Annotated in this window: 18 protein-coding genes and 1 tRNA gene; 3 read left to right on the top strand and 16 right to left on the bottom strand. The window is 69.3% G+C overall.

Features of this window, described 5'->3' with window-relative positions; all coding sequences use genetic code 11:
* Nucleotides 1-72 precede the first annotated feature (72 nt).
* The 3 genes from I2501_RS20920 to I2501_RS20910 form a co-directional block, all read right to left on the bottom strand.
* Complete coding sequence (locus I2501_RS20920) at nt 73-552, bottom strand: GNAT family N-acetyltransferase (protein ID WP_196195659.1); 480 nt, start codon at nt 550-552, stop codon at nt 73-75.
* A 20-nt stretch (nt 553-572) separates the two neighbouring features.
* The gene (locus I2501_RS20915) at nt 573-1,547 is read right to left on the bottom strand and encodes a quinone oxidoreductase family protein (RefSeq protein WP_196195658.1); all 975 of its coding nucleotides are present in this window, start codon (nt 1,545-1,547) and stop codon (nt 573-575) included.
* Nucleotides 1,548-1,698: 151 nt separating this feature from the next.
* Nucleotides 1,699-3,498 (bottom strand): bifunctional 3'-5' exonuclease/DNA polymerase, encoded by a 1,800-nt coding sequence (locus I2501_RS20910; protein WP_328806507.1) that lies wholly within the window; start codon nt 3,496-3,498, stop codon nt 1,699-1,701.
* A gap of 241 nt (nt 3,499-3,739) precedes the next feature.
* On the opposite strand from I2501_RS20910, the gene I2501_RS20905 reads away from it, so the two are divergent.
* Nucleotides 3,740-5,380, top strand: a complete 1,641-nt coding sequence (locus tag I2501_RS20905; protein WP_196195656.1) for a bifunctional aspartate transaminase/aspartate 4-decarboxylase — start codon at nt 3,740-3,742, stop codon at nt 5,378-5,380.
* 7 nt (nt 5,381-5,387) lie between these two features.
* Here I2501_RS20905 and dnaN read toward each other — a convergent pair whose 3' ends face one another.
* The 5 genes from dnaN to I2501_RS20880 form a co-directional block, all read right to left on the bottom strand.
* The gene (gene dnaN, locus I2501_RS20900) at nt 5,388-6,575 is read right to left on the bottom strand and encodes a DNA polymerase III subunit beta (protein WP_196195655.1); all 1,188 of its coding nucleotides are present in this window, start codon (nt 6,573-6,575) and stop codon (nt 5,388-5,390) included.
* 140 nt (nt 6,576-6,715) lie between these two features.
* Nucleotides 6,716-7,432, bottom strand: a complete 717-nt coding sequence (locus I2501_RS20895; RefSeq protein ID WP_196195654.1) for a hypothetical protein — start codon at nt 7,430-7,432, stop codon at nt 6,716-6,718.
* The gene (locus I2501_RS20890; protein ID WP_196195653.1) at nt 7,429-7,872 is read right to left on the bottom strand and encodes an acyl-CoA thioesterase; all 444 of its coding nucleotides are present in this window, start codon (nt 7,870-7,872) and stop codon (nt 7,429-7,431) included. The genes I2501_RS20895 and I2501_RS20890 overlap by 4 nt, the downstream gene beginning before the upstream one ends.
* Before the next feature lie 113 nt (nt 7,873-7,985).
* On the bottom strand, nt 7,986-9,650 hold the full coding sequence (gene ettA / locus I2501_RS20885) for an energy-dependent translational throttle protein EttA (RefSeq protein WP_196195652.1): 1,665 nt from the start codon (nt 9,648-9,650) through the stop codon (nt 7,986-7,988).
* Nucleotides 9,651-9,751: 101 nt separating this feature from the next.
* A complete protein-coding gene (locus tag I2501_RS20880; RefSeq protein ID WP_196195651.1) occupies nt 9,752-10,519 on the bottom strand; it encodes a single-stranded DNA-binding protein in 768 nt (255 codons plus the stop codon).
* 407 nt (nt 10,520-10,926) lie between these two features.
* On the opposite strand from I2501_RS20880, the gene I2501_RS20875 reads away from it, so the two are divergent.
* Nucleotides 10,927-10,999: transfer RNA gene (locus I2501_RS20875), tRNA-Arg, on the top strand.
* A 177-nt stretch (nt 11,000-11,176) separates the two neighbouring features.
* Here I2501_RS20875 and I2501_RS39560 read toward each other — a convergent pair.
* From I2501_RS39560 to I2501_RS20865, 3 genes are all read right to left on the bottom strand, one after another.
* Nucleotides 11,177-11,542 carry a site-specific integrase gene (locus tag I2501_RS39560; protein WP_236046770.1) on the bottom strand — a complete coding sequence of 122 codons (366 nt, stop codon included), beginning with the start codon at nt 11,540-11,542 and terminating at the stop codon, nt 11,177-11,179.
* A 78-nt stretch (nt 11,543-11,620) separates the two neighbouring features.
* Nucleotides 11,621-12,490, bottom strand: coding sequence for a site-specific integrase (locus I2501_RS39555; protein ID WP_236046768.1), 870 nt, complete (start codon nt 12,488-12,490; stop codon nt 11,621-11,623).
* 72 nt (nt 12,491-12,562) lie between these two features.
* Nucleotides 12,563-12,787 carry a helix-turn-helix transcriptional regulator gene (locus I2501_RS20865; RefSeq protein WP_196195650.1) on the bottom strand — a complete coding sequence of 75 codons (225 nt, stop codon included), beginning with the start codon at nt 12,785-12,787 and terminating at the stop codon, nt 12,563-12,565.
* A 202-nt stretch (nt 12,788-12,989) separates the two neighbouring features.
* On the opposite strand from I2501_RS20865, the gene I2501_RS20860 reads away from it, so the two are divergent.
* The gene (locus tag I2501_RS20860) at nt 12,990-13,361 is read left to right on the top strand and encodes a hypothetical protein (RefSeq protein ID WP_196195649.1); all 372 of its coding nucleotides are present in this window, start codon (nt 12,990-12,992) and stop codon (nt 13,359-13,361) included.
* A 318-nt stretch (nt 13,362-13,679) separates the two neighbouring features.
* Here I2501_RS20860 and mycP read toward each other — a convergent pair whose 3' ends face one another.
* The 5 genes from mycP to I2501_RS20835 form a co-directional block, all read right to left on the bottom strand.
* The gene (gene mycP, locus I2501_RS20855; protein WP_196195648.1) at nt 13,680-14,723 is read right to left on the bottom strand and encodes a type VII secretion-associated serine protease mycosin; all 1,044 of its coding nucleotides are present in this window, start codon (nt 14,721-14,723) and stop codon (nt 13,680-13,682) included.
* Between the two features lie 1,766 nt (nt 14,724-16,489).
* A complete protein-coding gene (locus tag I2501_RS20850; RefSeq protein ID WP_196195647.1) occupies nt 16,490-16,813 on the bottom strand; it encodes a hypothetical protein in 324 nt (107 codons plus the stop codon).
* A 42-nt stretch (nt 16,814-16,855) separates the two neighbouring features.
* Nucleotides 16,856-17,467, bottom strand: a complete 612-nt coding sequence (locus tag I2501_RS20845; RefSeq protein WP_196195646.1) for a hypothetical protein — start codon at nt 17,465-17,467, stop codon at nt 16,856-16,858.
* Complete coding sequence (locus I2501_RS40660) at nt 17,464-19,038, bottom strand: alpha/beta hydrolase (RefSeq protein ID WP_196195645.1); 1,575 nt, start codon at nt 19,036-19,038, stop codon at nt 17,464-17,466. The genes I2501_RS20845 and I2501_RS40660 overlap by 4 nt, the downstream gene beginning before the upstream one ends.
* A gap of 101 nt (nt 19,039-19,139) precedes the next feature.
* Nucleotides 19,140-19,535 (bottom strand): hypothetical protein, encoded by a 396-nt coding sequence (locus tag I2501_RS20835; RefSeq protein ID WP_196195644.1) that lies wholly within the window; start codon nt 19,533-19,535, stop codon nt 19,140-19,142.
* Nucleotides 19,536-19,732 lie beyond the last annotated feature (197 nt).

Raw genomic sequence — 19,732 nt, 5'->3', positions numbered from 1 at the left:
ACCGTTATCCGGGTTTCACGGTGGGCGAAGCCGCTGGGCGGCTCGACGGGGTGCGCGGTGTGCGGCTCGGCGCTATGCCGTGGGCGCGGTCAGCCGGAAGTGGACCATCCCGTCCGGGGGCGGGACCGGGACCCGGTGGAAGCCGCAGCGGAGCAGCACGGCCTGGGACGCTTCGTTGGCCGGCAGGGTCCGGGCGGTGACCGCCCGGACCTCGGCGTCGGCCAGCGCCAGCTCGCAGACGGCCCGGACCGCCTCGGTGGCGTAGCCCGCTCCGCGCGCGCTCGGCGCCAGCTCGTAGCCGATCTCGACGGAGCCGTCCGCGCCCGGCGGACCGTGGAAGCCGACGCCGCCGACGGCCCGGTCGTCAGCCGAACGGATGACGACGAACAGTCCCCACGGCGGCACGTACCAGCCCACCTCCGCTGCCCGGGCCGTGATCCCGGCCAGCTCCCAGACGCCGGGGCCGGGTGCCTCCGCGACCCAGTCGTGGACCGACGGGTCGAACGGAGGGGCCGCCAGAACGAGCCGGAGGCGGGGGGTGGTCAGCAGCATCCGCCGACTATCCCACCCTGTCAGCGCACCCGCAGCAGCAGCTTGCCGGTGCTGGACCGGCTCTCCAGCAGTTGGTGCGCCCGGGCCGCCTCGTCGAGCGGGAACTCCGCCGTGACCGGGAGGGTGATCCCGGCCCGTTCGGCCTCGCGGAAGGCGCGGTCGGTCAGGGAGCGGAGCGCGGCGGGGTCACCGGCGCCGAGGGTGAGGACGCTGAACGCGCCGACCGAGATCGCACGGGGGGAAAGCTCGGCGAAGTCCGCGTTCCAGGGGGCCTCCCCGCCCGCGTTGCCGTAGGACACCGCGCGGCCGTAGCGGGCCAGCGAGGCGACGCTGCGCCGCCAGCTGTCGCCACCCACCGGGTCGAGCGCGACGTCGACGCCGCGTCCGTCGGTCGCCTTCAGCACCTGCTCGTCGAAGTCCGCGCCGACGAGGACCTCGTCGTAGCCGAACTTCCGGGCATGCTCCGCCTTGTCCGGCCTGGAGACGACGCCGAACACGCGGCCCGCCCCGGCGGCCCGGGCCAGCTGTCCGGTGACCGTGCCGACGCCGCCCGCCGCGCCCTGGACCAGCACCGTCTCGCCCTCGCGCAGCCGGGCCACGTCGTGGAGCAGGCCGTACCCGGTGGCGAGCACGGTGATCAGGGCGGCGGCGTCGCGGAGGTCGAGCGCGTCCGGAACGGCGAAGGTCGCCTCAGCCGCAGCGACCACGGTCTCGGCGTAGCCGCCGCCGGGGAGCATCGCGGCGACGTGCTGACCGACCGTCAGCCCGGTCACGCCAGGCCCCAGCGCGCGGACCGTGCCGGAGACTTCCAACCCCGGGACGAACGGGAGCTGCGGCACCCGGTAGCCGGCGGAGCGGGCCTTGGCGTCCGCGAAGTTGACGCCGGACCAGACCACGTCGATCGCCACCTGGCCGGGCCCCGGCTCCGGAGTCGGAACGTTCACGACCTTGAGCACGTCGGGCTGTCCGAGCTGCTCGAATGCGATGGCGCGCATGGATCCCCCTCGGGAATGTTCGATGATGGACGAACATGTGTGAGTGTACGACGCGGAGCGAACACGTCTCAAGTGGGGTGCGCGAGAGGCCCGGTGCGGGTGATGTGTGTGTCGGTGATGTGTGTGACGGTGATGTGGGTGACGTCAGGGCTCAGTAGCCCTCGTCCTCATCCGCCTCGGCGTCCTGCGCGTCGCCGCCGTCCTTCGCGTCCGCGTAGCGCTCCACGATGTGGGTGTCCATCGGGAAGCGGACAGGGGTGTCGCCGAAGACCAGCCGGCGCGCCTCGTCGGCCGAGGCCGCCACCGCCGCCGCGACTGTGCCGGTGAGCGGGAGCGGGCTGTGGACCACGATCTCGTCGTGCTGGAAGAAGACCAGCCGCGGTCGTGCGCCGTCCGGGCCGGGTGGGATTTCGCCGAGACGGCGGCGCAGCGCCGCGATCAGCGCTAGCGCCCAGTCGGCCGCGCTCGCCTGGATCACGAAGTTGCGGGTGAATCGGCCGCGGGAGCGGGCAGCCGACCCGGTGCGGTCCTCGCCGAGCTCGCCCGAGGGAGAGGGCTCGGCGAAACCGGCCTCCTGCCAGGAGGCCGACGGCGGCGGGCAGAGCCGGCCCAGCCGCGACTCGACGACGCCACCCGACTCGCCCGTCCGGGCCGCCGCCTCGACCAGGCCCATCGCCTGCGGGAAGCGGCGGCGCAGCACCGCCAGCAGCGGGCCGACCTCGCCGCTGGTCTGGCCGTACATCGCGCCGAGCAGACCCAGCTTGGCGCGGGCGCGGTCCCCGCCGAAGGCGTCGGCGGCCAGGCCCGCGTACAGGTCGCCCGCTGCGCCGGCCCGGATCAGGCCCGGGTCGTTCGACAGCGCGGACAGCACACGCGGTTCCAGCTGGCCCGCGTCGGCGACCACCAGACGCCAGCCCGGATCGGCCACCACCGCGCCGCGCAGGATCCGCGGGATCTGCAGCGCGCCGCCGCCCCGGCTGGCCCAGCGGCCGGAGACCACGCCCCCGACGACGTACTCCGGACGGAACCGGCCGCCGCGCACCCATGCGTCCCGCCAGGCCCAGCCGTGGGCGGCGTAGATCCGCGACAGCTCCTTGTAGCGCAGCAGCAGCGGTGCGGCGGGGTGGTCGACCTGGCGCAGCAGGTAGTTCCTGGTCGACTGAAGGCTGACGCCCTGTTCGGCGAAGGCGCGCAGCACCTGGCCGGGGGAGTCGGGGTTGAGCGGTCGCCCGCCGAGGGCGTCCTGGAGCTCGACCGCCAGCGCGGCGAGCTTGGGCGGACGCGCCCCGCCCGCCGCCTGTGCGGTGGTCGGGCGGGAGCCGAGCAACTCCTCCAGCAGGGCGTCGTGGACCTCTGTGCTCCAGGGCAGGCCGTCGTAGGTGAGTTCGGCCGCGACCAGCCCGCCCGCCGACTCGGCGGCGCTGAGCAGGCGCAGCCCGCGCCGCGTCGGCTCGGGGAGCGCGGCGAGGCGTCGCTGCTGCTCGGCGTGGACCGCGACCAGGGCGGTGAGCGGATCCACGCCCGGGCCCAGGCGGCTGCGGTCCGGCGCGAAGAGCGCGTCCTGTGCGTGCGCGTCGGACTCCGCCTCGGCCAGCCCGAGCCGGAGGTCCTCGGGGACCGGCAGGCCCTGCAGCCTGGCCCAGGCCGCACCGAGGGAGCGCGGCTCGCCGTATCGGCCCTCGTGGGCCAGGAGCAGCGGTTCCACCAGCTTGGCGTCGTGGCAGCGCCCGAGTCGGCTCTCCGGCAGCCGCGGCAGCAGCCGGGGGTAGACGTCCTCGGTGGCGGCCCAGACCCACCGGGGGTGCTGGGCGTACTCCCGCTCGGCCATGGCGGCGGCGAGATCGCGCACCCGCTCGGGGCGGTCGGCCGGCTGTCCGTCCTCGCGCAGGGGCTGCAGTCGCCCGCCCGGACCGTCCTGGTCCGCATCGACCGCGATGCGCTGCTCGGCCACGCCTTCGTCCCTGCTGTCGTCTCTGTCGCTTCGATCGTGTCTCGGTTCTCGCTGACGCGAACGTAGCAGTCGCCACTGACAGACCGGTTCGGGCGCGGTCCGCGTCCGGCGGGTGGACGGGTGGTGAGCGGATGGCGTGTCACCCAGCCGCTGAGTCATTCGGACAAATCCGATGAATCCTGCATAAGGTGCTTCTCGGCGGACCTCCCTTCGATCCGTCCCGTTCGTGGAAAGGCGCGACATGGCCAAGCCGACCATCAGCCGCGAAGAGATGCAGCGGTTGTCCTCGCTCAGCCCTTTCGAACTGAAGGGCGCCTTCATCGCCCTCGCCGAGAAGTACGCGGAGGGACAGAAGGGGAAGTCCGCCACCCACATGCTCAACGCCGGGCGCGGCAACCCGAACTGGATCGCCACCGGTCCGCGCGAGGCCTTCTACGCCCTCGGCTACTTCGCGCTGACCGAGAGCCGCCGCGTCTGGACGGCCGACAACCTCGGCGGCATGCCCGAGCAGGCCGGCATCTCCGGCCGCTTCGAAGCCTACGTCCGCAGCCACCCGGAGCTGCCCGGGATCGAGTTGCTCAAGGACTGCGTCGAGCTTGCGGTGCAGCGTTTCGGCTTCGACCGGGACGCGTGGATCCACGAGCTCACCGACTCGGTCATCGGCGACAACTACCCCGTTCCGGACCGGATGATGGTCCACATCGAGCGGGTCGTCCGCGGGTACCTCCAGGACGAACTGATGCAGGGTCACCCGCCGAAGGACAACGTCCTCGACCTCTTCGCCACCGAGGGCGGCACCGCCGCCATGTGCTACATCTTCGACTCCCTGATGAAGAACGGCGTGCTCCACAAGGGAGACAAGATCGCGCTGATGGTCCCGGTGTTCACCCCCTACATCGAGATCCCCGAGCTCGAGGACTACGAGTTCGACGTGGTCTACGTCAATGCCAGCAGCTTCGCCGAGACCGGCGTGCGCGAGTGGCGCTACCCCGAGGAGGAGGTCGCCAAGCTGGCGGACCCGGCCGTCAAGCTGCTCTGCCTGGTCAACCCCAGCAACCCGCCGTCGCTGGCCCTCTCGCAGCGGGTCACCGACCAGATCAAGCGGATCGTGGCAGGCGACAACCCGAACCTGATGATCGTCACTGACGACGTCTACGGCACCTTCGTCGACGGCTTCCGCACCATCGCCGCCGACCTCCCGCGCAACACCCTGCTCGTCTACTCCTACTCCAAGCACTACGGCTGCACGGGCCACCGGCTCGGCGTCATCGGCCTGTCCCGTGACAACGTCGTCGACGACACCATCGCGGCCTTCGGGGCGGACGAGAAGGCGCGGCTGGCCAAGCGCTACGGGACGTTGACGCTGGAGCCCGAGAAGATCAGGTTCATCGACCGGTTGGTCGCCGACTCCCGGCAGGTCGCCCTCAACCACACCGCCGGACTGAGCCTGCCGCAGCAGGTGCAGATGGCGCTCTTCTCCCTGTTCGACCTGCTCCCCGAGGGCCAGGACTACAAGGCCAAGATCCAGAGCATCGTCCGGCAGCGGCTCGACCTGCTGCTGGAGGGCTCGGCCATGAAGATCAACAGTGACCCGGGCCGGGCCGGCTACTACATCGAGCTGGACCTGTTGGCGGAGGCCGAGCGGGTGGGCGGGCGTTCCTTCGCGGACTACCTCCAGGAGAACTACGAGCCGACCGAGCCGCTGTTCCGGCTGGCTGAGCAGACGGGCGTGGTGCTCCTCAACGGTGGTGGCTTCGAAGGGCCGCAGTGGTCGGTCCGGGTCTCGCTGGCCAACCTGGACGACCTCGACTACCTGAAGATCGGCCACCACCTCCAGGAGATCTTCGCCGAGTACCGCAGGGAGTGGGAGCAGTCCAAGTAACCGTCCGTCAGCCGACGCGCAGGGGCATGAAGAGGTAGCGGTAGGACGGCGCGTCCTGGGCGGCTGTGTCCTCCCCCGGGCGCGCGTCGTCCTCGCGGCCGGTGAGGACGGCGGGCTTGGTGGGCGTGGTGTAGCTGAGCTCGGCGTAACGGGACGTCAGCGCCCCCAGGCCGTCGAGGAGATAGCCCGCGTTGGCGGAGAGCACGACGGGCTCCGCGTCGAAGTGCGCGTCGAGGGTCTGCCGCCCGCGTGCCTCGCTGCCGCCGCCCGCGTCGACGACGAGCCGGCCCGGCTCGAAGGAGAGCCGGAGCGGGCGATGCCGTTCGGTCACCAGCGCGACGCGCTTGACCGCGTCCAGCAGCGGGCGGCGCTCGATCAGGGCGCTCCCGCTGAACGCGGACGGGAAGATCGCCTCGTAGCGGATGAAGTCCGAGGCCAGCAGCCGGGTGGTGGCCTCGCGGGAGCCTGCGGCGAAGCCGATCAGGCCGCCGCTGCCGTTGGTCTCCTCGGTGGAAGGGGAGATCCGGATCTGCTCGTCCTTGGTCAGAGAGCGGGTGATCTCGTGCAGGGTGCGTGCCGGGACCAGCGCTACTGACGGAGCGTCCGAGACGGCCCCCGCCGGAACGGCGGATCGGTGCCAGGGGATCTCGCGGACGGCTAGCCGGTAACGGTCGGTGGCGACCAGGCGCAGCATGTCGGCGTGAAGCTCCAGCCGGATGCCGGTGAGGAACGGCAACGCCTCGTCCCGCCCGGCCACCACCGCGACCTGGGCGACCGCCTCGGCGAAGAGCGCGCCGTCCACGGAGCCGAGCGCGGGCGGGAGTTCGGGCAGCCGCGGCCCGTCCTCCGGTGGGAGCAAAGGGAGTTCGAACTGCGCCGGACCGCAGGTCAGCAGCGCGTCCGACCCGGCTGTGGCGAGCTCGACGTCGTGGCCGACCGGCAGCGCCTTCGCCAGGTCGGCGAGCAGTCGCCCGGGCACGCGCGCGGCACCCGACTCGAAGACCTCCGCCTGGCTCTCGAAGCGCGCCGACACCTCGAAGTCGAACCCGGACACGGTGAGCACCCCGTCGTGGCCCCGCTGCTCCGCCGTCAACAGCAGCCCGGACAGGGCCGGCACCGTGGACCGGGCAGGCAGTGCGTGCGCCGCCCAGGAGACCGCCTCGGTCAGTGCCTCACGGGAGAGCCGGAATTTCACGTGCGCCTGCCTTCGTTCGGAACCGATCCGTCTCCTCGCATCCTGTACCCCGCCACTGACAACGAGCGGGGGCGCAGGTGGGGCTGGGCAGGCGAGAGGCGAAGGACGGAGGCCGAGGGGGAGGTGGGAACGCAGCGACGTCAGCGCGGTGACCGGCCGCCGAGGCTCGGGCCGAAGGAGAGCCCGAGGCCGGCTCCGGGCGTGGAGGCACGCCGGACGACCACCGACCCGCGCGGTGCGGTGAGTCGCAGCCAGGCCGGGTGCTGATGCAGCGCCAGCTGCGGGGCCTGGCGCAGCAGACCGGTCAGATGGGCGGCGTGCAGGGCCCGCAGCGTCAGGCCCGAGGGGTGGACGCGACGGGACCAGATGGCCTCCGCCAGGGCGTCACCGCTGCCCGCGCCCGGCTCGCCCGCGCGGCGGAACTCCGACACCGCTGCCGCCACGGCCGCGCCGAGTGGTGCCGTCGGCAGGTCGGCGACGTGCTCCCAGCCGCTGCGGGGCGGGAGCAGGCCGGCCCAGGCCGGTCCGGTGATCGACGGCGGGAGCACCAGAGCCCCGTCGCCCTCCGCGTCAGCAGCCGCAGCCTCCTGCGGCTCGTCGCGGCCGAGCTCCTCCAGCCACTGGCCCGCCGACACGGTCACGTCCAGCGGATGGGCCTCGGCCAGCCGGGCCGTGCGGATCACCAGCGGGCCCGCCTCGCCGAGGGGGATGCGGGCGAAGACGGCCAGGGTCGCGCCCGCCGTCTGCAGTCGAACGGCCGCGGCCCGGTCGTAGCGGAGCAGCCGCGTGAGGAAGTCCGCCAGCGGCGCGACCTCCTGCGGTTCCGCGAAGCGCAGCGGCTCGACCGCGGTGCTCATGCCGCGACCGTCTCGGATTCCAGGTACTCGGCAAGGAACGCACGCTCACCCGGCGTCAGCCGACGCGGCCGTGCCTCCGCCAGGTCGTACGGCACGCAGACGGTGCTCGCCCGCGCATAGACCTTGTCCGCGCCGTCGGGGCCCGCGCCGACGTCCTTGACCTCGTAGGTGACGGTGAAGGAGGCGCGGCCGAGCTTGGAGATCCAGGTCTCGATCGTCACCGGCTCGGGCCGGTAGACCAGCGGGATCAGGTAGTCGATCTCGTGCCGGGCCACCACCGAGCCCTCGGAGAAGGCCTTCTCCCCGATCTCACCGGCCGTGGTGAAGGTGAAGTCGATCCGGGCCTCCTCCAGGTAGCGGAGGAAGTTCACATTGTTGACGTGCCCGAACACGTCCATGTCGGACCAGCGCATCGGGCAGGCGTATATGTGGCGAGCCACGGAGTCTCCGTCGGTAGCAGCGCCCGGGGCGGGTGGGACAGCGCGGACCGGCTGGAACTCCGGCCCGCCCCGGGGCACTTGTCGTGCGGTGGCGGTGCTTCAGCGGACGCCGCTCAGTCGCGGGTCAGCTTCTTGTAGGTGGCGCGGTGCGGACGGGCCGCGTCGGCGCCCAGCCGCTCGATCTTGTTCTTCTCGTAGGACTCGTAGTTGCCCTCGAACCAGAACCACTTGGAGTCGCCCTCGTACGCGAGGATGTGCGTGGCGACCCGGTCCAGGAACCAGCGGTCGTGGGAGATGACCACGGCGCAGCCCGGGAACTCGAGCAGGGCGTTCTCCAGCGAGCTCAGCGTCTCGACGTCGAGGTCGTTGGTGGGCTCGTCGAGGAGGAGCAGGTTGCCGCCCTCCTTGAGGGTCAGCGCCAGGTTGAGGCGGTTGCGCTCACCACCGGAGAGGACGCCGGCCGGCTTCTGCTGGTCCGGGCCCTTGAAGCCGAACGCGGAGACGTAGGCACGGGACGGCATCTCGACCTGGCCGACCTGGATCCAGTCCAGGCCGTCGGAGACGACCTCCCAGAGCGTCTTGTTCGGGTCGATGTTGGCGCGGCTCTGGTCGACGTAGGAGACCTTGACCGTCTCGCCGACCTTGACGTTGCCGGCGTCCGTCGGCTCCAGACCGAGCATCATCTTGAACAGCGTGGTCTTGCCGGCGCCGTTCGGGCCGATGACGCCGACGATGCCGTTGCGCGGCAGGGTGAAGCTCAGGTCGTCGACGAGGACCTTGTCACCGAAGGCCTTCGCCAGGTGCTCCGCCTCGATGACGATGGAGCCCAGACGCGGGCCCGGCGGGATCTGGATCTCCTCGAAGTCCAGCTTCCGCATCTTGTCGGCCTCGGCCGCCATCTCCTCGTAGCGGGCGAGACGGGCCTTGGACTTGGCCTGACGGCCCTTGGCGTTGGAGCGGACCCACTCCAGCTCGTCCTTGAGGCGCTTGGCGCGCTTCGCGTCCTTCTGGCCCTCGATCTTGAGGCGGGACTGCTTGGTCTCCAGGTAGGTGGAGTAGTTGCCCTCGTAGGGGTACGCGCGCCCACGGTCCAGCTCGAGGATCCACTGGGCGACGTTGTCGAGGAAGTACCGGTCGTGGGTCACGGCCACGACGGTGCCCGCGTACTTCTCCAGGTGCTGCTCCAGCCACTGGACCGACTCGGCGTCCAGGTGGTTGGTGGGCTCGTCGAGGAGCAGCAGGTCGGGAGCCTCGAGCAGCAGCTTGCAGAGCGCCACGCGGCGCTTCTCGCCACCGGAGAGGTTGGTGACCTGCCAGTCGCCGGGCGGGCAGCCCAGGGCGTCCATGGCCTGCTCGAGCTGGGCGTCGAGGTCCCAGGCGTTGGCGTGGTCCAGGTCCTCCTGGAGCTTGCCCATCTCGTCGAGCAGCGCGTCGGAGTAGTCCGTCGCCATCAGCTCGGCGATCTCGTTGAAGCGGTCCAGCTTCTTCTTGGTCTCGGCGACACCGTCCTGGACGTTCTCCAGCACGGTCTTGGTCTCGTCGAGCGGGGGCTCCTGCAGGAGCATGCCCACGGAGTAACCGGGGGAGAGGAACGCGTCGCCGTTGGACGGCTGCTCCAGTCCGGCCATGATCTTGAGCACCGTGGACTTACCGGCGCCGTTGGGACCGACGACGCCGATCTTCGCTCCAGGCAGGAAGCTGAGCGTCACGTCGTCAAGGATGACCTTGTCGCCGTGCGCCTTCCGCGTCTTGCGCATGGTGTAGATGTACTCAGCCAAGATGAACCGTCCGGCGTCGTCGTTGGGGTGTGGCTACAGCCTTCCATTGTGCCGCACCCGGCGGGCGGGCCCGAACGCCCGCCCTGCCGGGCTGGGCCGGGCTACGGCTGCTCGGCGCCGACGACGCTGCCGACGGCGGCGACCGGCTCGCGGTCGGGCGCCTCGTCGGACGACCCTCGCGCCGGCGATCCGCTCAGGCTGCTCTCCCCGTTCTGCCGGCTGGGGCCGCCAGCGCCGCCAGCGCCGCCCGGGCCGCCGGTGCCGTCGGACCGTCGGTCGAGCGCGGCCAACGTGAGGACGGGCGTCACGGGCCCGTCCGGTCGGGATGCTCGGGACTCCTGGGTCGCAGGGCGGTTGGGCCGGGGGCCGGGGCGTGCGCCGCTGCTCTGCCGCGCCCCCGTCGTCTCCTTGATGCGCTGGTCCGCCGCCTGCTGGTCCTGTGGGCGCTCGCTCATCCGGGCACGCTCCGTGCGTGACGCGACCAGCTCCGGGCGGCCGCGGACGGTGCGATGGAAGATCGTCGTGCCGCGCACCAGGTCGTGGCCGAGGGCCATGGCCTCGATCTCCGCGGCGACACCCTTGGGGCGGCCGTCCGTCCGGTCCCACTCGCGGATCCGCATCCGGCCGGTGACCAGGACGGGATCGCCGCAGCCGATCGAGGTGAGCGCGTTCTCGGCGAGGCTGCGCCAGGCCCAGACGGTGAAGAAGCTGGTGTCACCCTCCACCCAGACCTGTCGGGGCCGGTCGAAGCGTCGCTCCGTCGCCGCCAGCCGGAAGTGGGCCACCGGGACGCCGCCCTGAGTCGTCGAATACCGCACCTGGCTCACCGCGACGCCGACCAGCGTGACCATCGCGCCGTTCATCATCATCGTGCAGCCCCCAAGCATCGTTGTCGGCCACGGCCCCGACGGGGCCTTCGTTGGGACCACCCTGCTCCGGGCCGGGTACATCCGGCGCGGCGGACCGCGCGCCCTGTGGACAACCCGCGCCTGTGGAAAACCCCGCCACCCGAACGGGTGCACTTTGCCGCTCGGCAAGCGGAGCTCGTCCGACCGTACGACTGGATAACGGCTGAGGCAGCAGCGCAGTAACGACTGAACAACAGCAGCGTTCCATTGCTACGCGACCGCTGCGCCCGCCGCACACCACCTGCGATTATCAGACCGCCCTGCGGCAGGTTCGCCCGAACGACCCGGTCGCAGGCACTCGGTGGTGAGCCCTGGCCTGCTTATCCTGTCCCACGACAGGATCCGGCCCACGCCAGGCTCCACGCCAAGCCCCCGTAGCTCAGCGGATAGAGCAGGTGCCTTCTAAGCACTTGGCCGCAGGTTCGAGTCCTGCCGGGGGCGCACTGAAACAACCCCGGGACTGTTACGCGATCATGGCGGCGTTTCCGCAGTTCAGGGGGTTGAACTGCGCTGGCGTGTACATTACCAAACGTGTGCCACTGGCAACAGGGGCAGTCCGGTACTGTCCGGGCGTATACGGGTTTCTCCGGGTGGCTGCGGAAAATACGCGGAGAAGTTCTACGGCCCCGCCGGGTACTCGGCGCTGATGTCGAGCGCCGTCTCGATCCTCCTCATGATGTTGGTGGCCTGGCCCCTGACCACGCGGGCGTACGTCCGGAGCAGTACCTCCACACTGTCGCCCGCCCACTCGGCGACCTGCGCGGCGGCACCCCCCTCGTTGAGCCAGCGCGTCAGGCAGGTGTGGCGGAGGTCGTAGACCCGCCTTCCCAGCGGTGACGCGTGCTGCTCAGGAGCCAGCACTTCCTTACGGGCGCGGCCCCAGGCCCGGCGGATCACCGAACCTGCGAGGATGCCGCCCCGCTCACCCGGAAACGGCAGATCTCTGGCCTTCAGGTGGCTGTCCGCGATGTGCTCCCGAAGCACCCGTGCAAGGGCAGGATGGATCGGCACGCTGCGGGTCTCGCCGTCATCCCGACCCTTTAGGGAACGCCGGTCGTGGACTTAGCCGGATGTGCTCCACTGACTGCCCACCTCGGGCGTCGCGGTGTGGACGATCACCTCACCCCAGCCGGTCTCGGGGAGAGTTGCGTCGTGCACGCGGAGAGCCACAGCCTCTTCCGGGCGAAGCCCGCAGTAGTACATGGTGGCGAAGAAGGCATGTAGGCGGGAGCCGCCGCGGGGCCGGGTGTGCACCCAGCCCAGCAACAGGCCTGCTTGCTCAGGGTTGATCAAGCAGCGCTTGTCCAGACCCCGGGTCGACTTGCCTCCGCCAGTCGCCAGCTTGGGTAGCGGGTTGTTCGGGAGGATGCGCTTCGCCACGGCCCGCTTCATCGCCGGGTTAAGCACTCGGCGATGGCGCTTCACGCTGGACTTGGCGCACGGATCCCCGTTCAACTTGGTGTCGATGCAGGTCACGATCGCCTCAACGCGCTCCGAGTCGGTCCAGGTGGACATGGCGGAGCTGTTCCGATCCACCCACGTGAGGATGTCCGTCATGTCGTCCGGCGCCTGGCTCCGGCGCTTCGAATTGAACGCGAACTCACGGAGGGCCGTCCGCATCGGCAACTGGTCGAAGCGGTCCGGCGGGGGCGTTCGCAACGCCGCCAGGGTCACGGCCGTGAACGTCTTCGCCACACTCTCGCGGTTGTTTGCGGACCAACGCTTCCAGTTGGCGTCTACGTAGTCGGTTGCGAAGGCGTACCAGGTCGTCTCGCTGGCCGCGTTCCTGAGTGACGAGACAGGCAGACCGGAGGTGATGTCGAAGGCTTCGCCCTTGCTCATGGCGTGGACGAGCTTCGACCGCTCGGCATCGGCGAGAGCCGAGGTCTTGAACGGAGCGGTGAATTCCTGACCAGCGACGACCCAGCGCACGGTATTACGTCGTTCCCCGCTTGCCCTTGTACACCTTGGTCTTCCAAATACGGATATCGAACGTGGTCTGCATCAGGCGGCATCTCCGAGGTCATCGAGCCAGCGGTTGAGGTCGGTTTCGCTGATGCGAAGATCTCCGTTGGGGAGTTTCACGCGGCGCGGCGCGCGGCTTTTGGCACGCCAGTCGTAGAAGGTCGATCGGGCGATCTCGAACTGCTGGCAGAACTGCGCGAGCGTCAGGTAGCGCTCCTGCCTGGGTGTCCTCTGGGGGTGGTCGTTCGGGGTCCGCGGGCTCACTTCTCAGCTCTCCTCGCAGCAGAAAAGGCAAGTGCCTGAAGGACGGGGTCCTCCAGGCACTTCGGGGTGATCGCGCGACTGGCTCTGGGCGTTCAGGGTGTCTGGCGCGGCGGAAGGGGTAGGGAGTAGCGGTGCGTACAGCGCCTGTGCGCGCTACTTCGCTGAGCTGATGCTGGGCATCGGGTGATCTCTTGGGGACGAGATGGAAAATGCGCAACTTCTGTACCGCGACGGCGAATGGACGGAGACCGCTGACCCGTTCGGGACGGAAGGCGAGGACTGGGATGAGGTGATCAAGAAGGCGGGGTACGAGCACTTCTTCGCCACCGGCGATGTCACCTCCAACGGCCTGGCCATCAGGGTCTTCCACAGCGAAGCGAATTACATGGTCGAGGTGGATCCCTTTGAGGGGCCGGTGAGGTACGTGTTCACAGCCTCGCTGCCCGACCTCATGGAGTTGCTCGCGAAGTGGGTTCCCGTCGTGAATGGCGTGACGCTGAGTGGCCTCCTTGCCTCGTTCGAGGGTGGTTTGGTCTTGGAGGACCTCGTTAAGGCCGCCACGAAGCGGAAGTGACCTGGAGACAGACACACTCGTCCGTCCCTCACCGCGCCCACTCGCCCAGCGAGCGAGCGAGTGGGCGCGGCGCTGTTCAGTACTCGGGGTGGGTGAGGTGTCCGGCGGCGGTGAGGCCGGGGTCCATGGGTTGGCCGCAGGTGGCGCAGCGGAGGTGGTAGCCGGAGATTGGCTGCAAATCGCCGTCCACCCTGTCCACGCCGTCCACAACGGGGTCTGAACTGGGGCTTCGCCCCGGAAGGCACTGGCTTCTCCGACATCCTTAACCGCGCCGCCTACACCGTCGGAGGCTCATCGCCGCCGGAACCCTCCCGCGCGCTAGAGCAGTCGGGTGCGACGCCACGCGATCGCCGCTCCGCCTAGACCCAGCACGACGACGGCAGCTCCGAGTCCGGCGTAGAGCCACACCGACGTCTGCTGCGTGGTGCTTCGGGTTGGGGTGAGATTCGATGGTGGGGCACTGCTCTCGCTGCTTGGGGCAGAAGTCTCCTGGGGAAGCGGGCCAGAGGCTGGGCCGGGCGGGATGTTGAACGTCAGGGCCGCGTCGGGGCGGACGATGCCGTAGCCGTACTTGATGTCGTGGGTCACGCGGTCGGGGTTGATTGCCGACTTGATCATCCGGTTGATCACCTGTCCCGCTGTGAGGTGCGGAAAGGCCGACCGGACGAGGGCTACCGTCGCCGCGACGTAGGCGGTGGCGTCGCTTGTGCCGTCTGCGATCGCGTAGGCGGAGTCACTGCTCGATGCGGCGCCAACCACTCGGACACCGGGTGCCGTGAGAGTGAGCTGCGCGCCGGTGTTGGAGTCGGCCCAGAGCGCACCGTTGCGATCCGCAGCGCCGACGGAGACCACGCCGGGATAGGCAGCCGGCCAGTCGAGTCGGTCACCGCCTTCGTTCCCGGAGGAGGCTACAACGACCACATTGCGGGCTTCGGCGTAGGCGATCGCCTGTGCCAGGGCAGCGTCCGATGCTGGGCTCCCGAGGCTCATGCTGATGACCTGCGCCCCGTGATCCGTGGCGTAGAGGACGGCGTCGGGGATTCCCCGGGGGTCCAGGTTGCTCGTCCCGGTACTGTCGACGGCCAGCGGCATGATCTCGGCGCCGGGCGCGAGCCCCTCGATGCCCTCACTGTGATTGGGCCCATGGCCCTGCCCCGCAATCAGGCTGGCCATTGCCGTGCCGTGGCCGTCCGGGTCGCGATCGGTACGGCCATCCCCTCCGGTGCTGAAGTCCTTGCCCGGTAGGACATGGCCGAGGAGGTCTTCGTGGGTGGACCGCACACCGGAGTCGATGACCGCTACAACGACACCTTTGCCGGTGGAGTGGGGCCAAACGCGATCGGCGGCGTGGAAGGCGGTCAACGGCCACTCGGCGCTGCGGACTTGGTCCGCTCCTGCTGGCGAGGCTCCAGCAAACAGGAGCCCCAGCCCAACGAGAGCGGCTCCCAGTGCGGTGGTGCTACGCATCGTCTCCCTCAACCAGTCCATGCCGTTCCGTGCGGGCCCGGACCTTGCCCTAGCTGCTTTGGCATCGCGTGCTATTCGATCACACGTGGATTCGCCGTGGACCCGTCTCCCGGCTCCTCGCCGGTTGCCCGTTGAGGACCACGCTGCCCAGGGGACGAGCGCCTGCCGTCAAGGGTGTGGACTGGGACGTAGAAGTTCTCCCCCTTGTCATGCGGCAGAGGCCGATACGAAGTCGAGCCACCTTGCACACCGTCGCAGGGCTCCACAGTCGGAGGTTCGAATCGCTCGTTGATCCCGTCGTGGCCGTTGAGCTCCTCGCCAATCGGACCGTCCTCGTCCAGTCCGTAGCGACGTCGCCTTCTCCTACGACGGTTGACCGTTCGGCCTGGAGCCAGCGCGCCCGCTCCACCAGCTCCGGAGGGCATTCCCTCTGAGGCTCCTGGGCCTTCGGCGCCCAGCGGGTCGGTAGCACTTGTGGAAGTCGAAGTCTCCGTGCGTGCCGTCGGAGAGGCATTGCTCGGACGTGCGGTGTCGTCGATGGGGGACGGACTGTCCGACGTTGCTGAAGAGGAGTTGCTCGGTTCCTCTGTGCCTAGTGCTTGACCATCCTTCTGTCCCTCACCTGTGTAAGAGTCTCGGGAATCCTTGCTGCGCTGCGTGAGTCCGCGCCTCTCTGCGAGAGAGTCCGCCGTTCCGGGGCCTACTGAATCCGGCTGGCGCCCGCTCGGACCGGTGCCTTGGGGCACATCCCCAGAGCCCAGGTGAGATGTTCCTGACCCGGCCGGCTTTCCGTTGCCCGCAGCACCGTCGAGTTGCGCAGTCGCCGACTCCGCCGGTGCCCCGGCGTTCCGGCTCCGAGCCTGGCCGCCACCAGCCCAGTTGGACGCTGCCGGTGGCTGCTCGGCAGGAGCAGCTGGAGGCTCCTCGACCCGGCCGAGAGATGATCGCGAACCGTTCGCAGGCGGTTCGTTACTCGGGGGCGGCGGGAAGACGCTCCAGTTCTTCTCCTCCAACGGAGGGGCCGGCTGGCCTATCTTGGCCGCAGCCGACTCGTACTCGCCCTCCAACTGCTGCATGACCACGATGGCCTGCTGGTGACGCTCTTCGAGAAGAGAGAGCTGACTGCCGTCGCGCTGGAGCGCGGCCGTGCGACTCATCCCGCTCGCCAGATCCAACTGGAACTGGCTGTCCGAGGTTTCGCTGGTGGCCCACCGCTTGAACTCGTCGACCGCGTTCGGCACGCTGGGCATCCTGCCCTGAGCATCACGCAGCGCCTTCGCAGCCAGGGAGGTCCCGCTAGCGGCGTTCAACGCGTAGCCCGCACCGTTGCCGAGGGACTGGGACAGCTCGCCTGCCCTCGCTGCGAACGCGTCCGACGCACTACCGGTCCAGTGCTCCGTCGCAGCTCGCGTATGGTCGCCCAGGGCTTGTTGAGCCTCCACCAAGGCATCATGTATCACACGCCACTTGTACGAGACGCGCTCCAGCCCGGCGGGATCCGCGTCCTGGATCATCTGCCGCAGACCGATCAGTCCGCCGATGCCGGACGACTCGAAGTCCGTACAGTAGTTCCCCGCCGCGGACTGTCCGTTCTGTGACGGCGCGCCGCCCACGTCTGTTCTCCCCTGGTGTCGACGCCCCGTAGGGCGTGGTCCCGTTGCTTAGTTGCCGCCGGCGGAGTAGAGATCCTGGCGAGTCTGGTACTCCTGTTCCCCATACGCATCGGAGGCTTGCTTGGTCTGGTTGGCGTGCGTATTGATGAAGTCCTGGAGCTGACCGATGACGCCTTCGAGCCAGTCTTGCATCGTCCCGTGCTGGGTCGTCAGCGAGGTGGCACCGTCGAAGCCGGTGCCCAGCATGCCGGGCGGCACGGTGGTGTCGTAGCGCGCGCTGGTCTTCGGGTGCTCCAAGCTGTCGGCAACCGCCCGCAGACTGCGGACGACCACTTCGAGTTGATCGAGGTTCACCTCGTAGCCCTGACTCACAGCTCCTCCTCTCCTGCGCGTTCTCTGTGGGTGACTGTTCGCTCAGCGGGACCAGTACGGGTCCTCGTACTTCGGGGTGACGTCGGGCGCACCGTTGGCATCGGTCGGCTGTGGTGGTTCTGGCCCAAAGAGGGCGTTCTCTTTGCCGATGCCCGGGTCCTTGATGTTGCCGACGACGACGGTGAAATCGACAACGCCGGAGGGCATCACCTGGACCGAGGCTCGCGTGCCGCCGCCCTCGGTGGCGTCGACTCGCGGGATCGGGGCCGATACGTCGCTGGTAACGGAGAAGCCGAGGTGCTGCCAGCTCTTCGCGAGCGCTGCGAGCAGGGTCGGACGCTTGTCAGCAGCGACGATCGTCAGGTTGTACCGGTCCTCGCTCACCGTGGCAGTCCCGTCGGCCTGGCCGGTGAGGCCGGACACGTTGGGGTTGACCTGTGGCCAGCCGTCCCGCCACTTCAACGATGGGGTGATCGACGTAAAGGTCTCCGCATAGATCTTGTCGATCTCCGTGTGTGCCTGCGGTGCAGTGAGCGTGACTTGCTCGCTGGTCACGTCGTGACCCACCGAGCCGCACCCGCCAAGGAGGGGGGCCGCTGCCAGGACGAGCGCCGCAACGCCTGCTGCGTTCAAGGGCTTTCCGTTCGTGTTCATCGTGGTTGAGTCAATGTGACCTTGGCGTAGTCGCCCGTCACGATCGCGGCCATGTTGGTCAGGGACGAACTTCCCGGGTCGAAATATTGGGAGTGGGCCTGCAGCAGGGGCAATGCGGCGCCGTTCGCGACGCTGAACCGGTTGGCGCCGAACTGGCCGCTTGCGGGGTCCGTGCCGAACCACAGTTGATTCGGGTCGACGGTGTTGTCGAGCGCGGCTGTCCCGGCCGGGCCCAGCACGGGACCGACCACCGAGTCCATACCGACGTTCAACTTGGAAGGCAGCTGCGTGACCTCGTCATTGGCTGCCGCTCCGTCCCATACGTGCCCGGCCGGCACGTTGAGCTGGGACGCGTTCGCCGCCCCGGTGCCTGGGCTGCCGATGAGGATGATGTCGTCGGCCCCAGTGCCGCCCGGCCGCTGCGCCGCCTGGCCGACGGTGAACGACCCGTAGCTATGCCCCAGCGCGGTGAGATGGAGCGGCGTGGAACCGTGCGTCGAGCGGATCCCCGCCAGGAACTGGTCGTATGAAGCGCCACCAGCCTGGCCGCGCCACGATCCCATGACGGCGAGCGTGTGGGGGTCAGTGGGGTCACCGGGCGGAGGGTCGTAGCCGAGCCACACGATCGTCGAGGTTGTGCTTGAGGGGGCGACTAGCTCGGCACTGTCAAAAAGCCGGTGGGCGCTGGCCAAGTCACCGTTTGCAATGCTGGTGAGCGTCGTGGTCATCCCGGGAACGAAGGCGCAGACGTTCGTCGACCTGTCCGGGTTGCCGATCGCCAGAATCCCGCGACCCTGCCCTTGGCTGCCGATCCCGAGCAGGAACAGCGGCGGGTTGTCCTTCCCCCAGCTGTCAAGCGTGGTCTGGATGGCCTGGAACCCGTCGAGCTTCTGCTGATCGGCGGCGCTCAGCGGCTGCGGCATGGACTCGAACTGGTTGAGCAGCTGACCGAGATAGATCCGGTTCGCCTCGTTCCGCGCGACCGCCGGGATGCCGTTCATGTTGCCGTAGACGCCCGGCTGGTCGTGGATGAAGGTCTGCTGCTCGGCGGCCGAGAGGCCGTTCCACCAGGAGTTGACGGCTTTGGGCCCGGACTTCCCGGGTACCAACCTGCTCAGGTCGGAGTTCGCGGTGGCGAGATTCAAGCCGCTGCCGTCATGTCCGTTCCCGGCAAGGGCGTTGAGCCGGGCGGCGAACTGGGTGTCGGCCTCGTCGGCGGCCTGGACGGCCTGGCTGATCCGCGCAGCGATCTGCTCGACGAGGATGCCTCGCTGCTCCGCAGCGTCTATGTCGTGGTGCTCGGCCTCCGTCATCGGCGGTCCGGTCACGGTTCCGTCGGGCTCGACGGTGCAGTTGGCCGCGCGGGCTGCCTCCAGTGCGGCGGTCAGCTCGGTCTGCGCGGCGGTGAAGGCCGCGACCGCCTCGTGGAGGATTACGCCGACGCTCAACATCTCCTCGTGAGCCGCTGTCAGGTCGTTCTGCTGTTTGCCTAACGCAGCCGCGGCCTCGATGGCAGCCAGTCCCGTCCAGTTCTGCTCGAGGCCGTTAGCCACGGTGGCGACCTCGCTCACGTGGGCCTCGAAGGCGGCCGAGAGCGCGTCGTAGGCGTCTCCGGCGTGCCCGAGGGCGGCGAACCGGGCGTCCAGGAGTTCCGAGAAGGTGACCATTGCGCTCAGGCTCCGTTTCCGAGGCCGGGGCCGTTGAGCAGGTTCTGGAAGTTCTTCGAGGCCGAGGTGTCGGAGGTGCGGTAGTTGGTCGCCGTTGCGTGCAGCTTCTCGCCGCTCTGGTCGAGTCCGGTGCCGAACTTCTTCAGCAGGTCGACCCACGCCTCCGTGCAGGCGTCCAGCGCGGCGGCGATGCGCCACCCGTAGAGCTGGAAGACCGCGTCGTCGGACGGACCGTACAGCCGCACCGCCTGGCCTGGGATCGCCGAACCGACCTCCTGGAGGACCTTGCTCTCCGCCTCCAACGCTGCCGGGTCGACGCTGACCGTCGCGCCCCCAGCGGTCGGCGCAGCCGAGCCCGTAGTAAGTGGCCAGAGCGGGTCCGTGCTCGTTGGTGCGCTCACTGTCCCCCCTCATGCCTACGAGACCCACGTGATTCTTGATGTTAAGGATGCTGAGCGGGGACCGACATAAGTATTCGTACTCATTTTCCTGACCACGGACAAGTTGCGAACGTGCAGCTCAGGGCCGTACCCGCGACGGATACTCCAGGGGGCAGGGCTCTGACCTGCACGTTGACGGCACGTAAGGTGGGTGCGCG

Source organism: Streptacidiphilus fuscans, assembly GCF_015690355.1.
Classification (GTDB): Bacteria; Actinomycetota; Actinomycetes; order Streptomycetales; family Streptomycetaceae; genus Streptacidiphilus; species Streptacidiphilus fuscans.
Note: the sequence above shows the minus strand (reverse complement) of the source record. Positions and strands in the feature narration are given on the sequence as shown.

What these genes read in the sequence shown, in the direction of transcription:
- I2501_RS20845 (WP_196195646.1), bottom strand. Translation starts at nt 17,467, where the DNA reads ATGAACACGAACGGAAAGCCCTTGAACGCAGCAGGCGTTGCGGCGCTC.
- I2501_RS20895 (WP_196195654.1), bottom strand. Translation starts at nt 7,432, where the DNA reads ATGAGCACCGCGGTCGAGCCGCTGCGCTTCGCGGAACCGCAGGAGGTC.
- I2501_RS20920 (WP_196195659.1), bottom strand. Translation starts at nt 552, where the DNA reads ATGCTGCTGACCACCCCCCGCCTCCGGCTCGTTCTGGCGGCCCCTCCG.
- I2501_RS20915 (WP_196195658.1), bottom strand. Translation starts at nt 1,547, where the DNA reads ATGCGCGCCATCGCATTCGAGCAGCTCGGACAGCCCGACGTGCTCAAG.
- I2501_RS20905 (WP_196195656.1), top strand. Translation starts at nt 3,740, where the DNA reads ATGGCCAAGCCGACCATCAGCCGCGAAGAGATGCAGCGGTTGTCCTCG.
- I2501_RS20880 (WP_196195651.1), bottom strand. Translation starts at nt 10,519, where the DNA reads ATGATGATGAACGGCGCGATGGTCACGCTGGTCGGCGTCGCGGTGAGC.
- I2501_RS20860 (WP_196195649.1), top strand. Translation starts at nt 12,990, where the DNA reads ATGGAAAATGCGCAACTTCTGTACCGCGACGGCGAATGGACGGAGACC.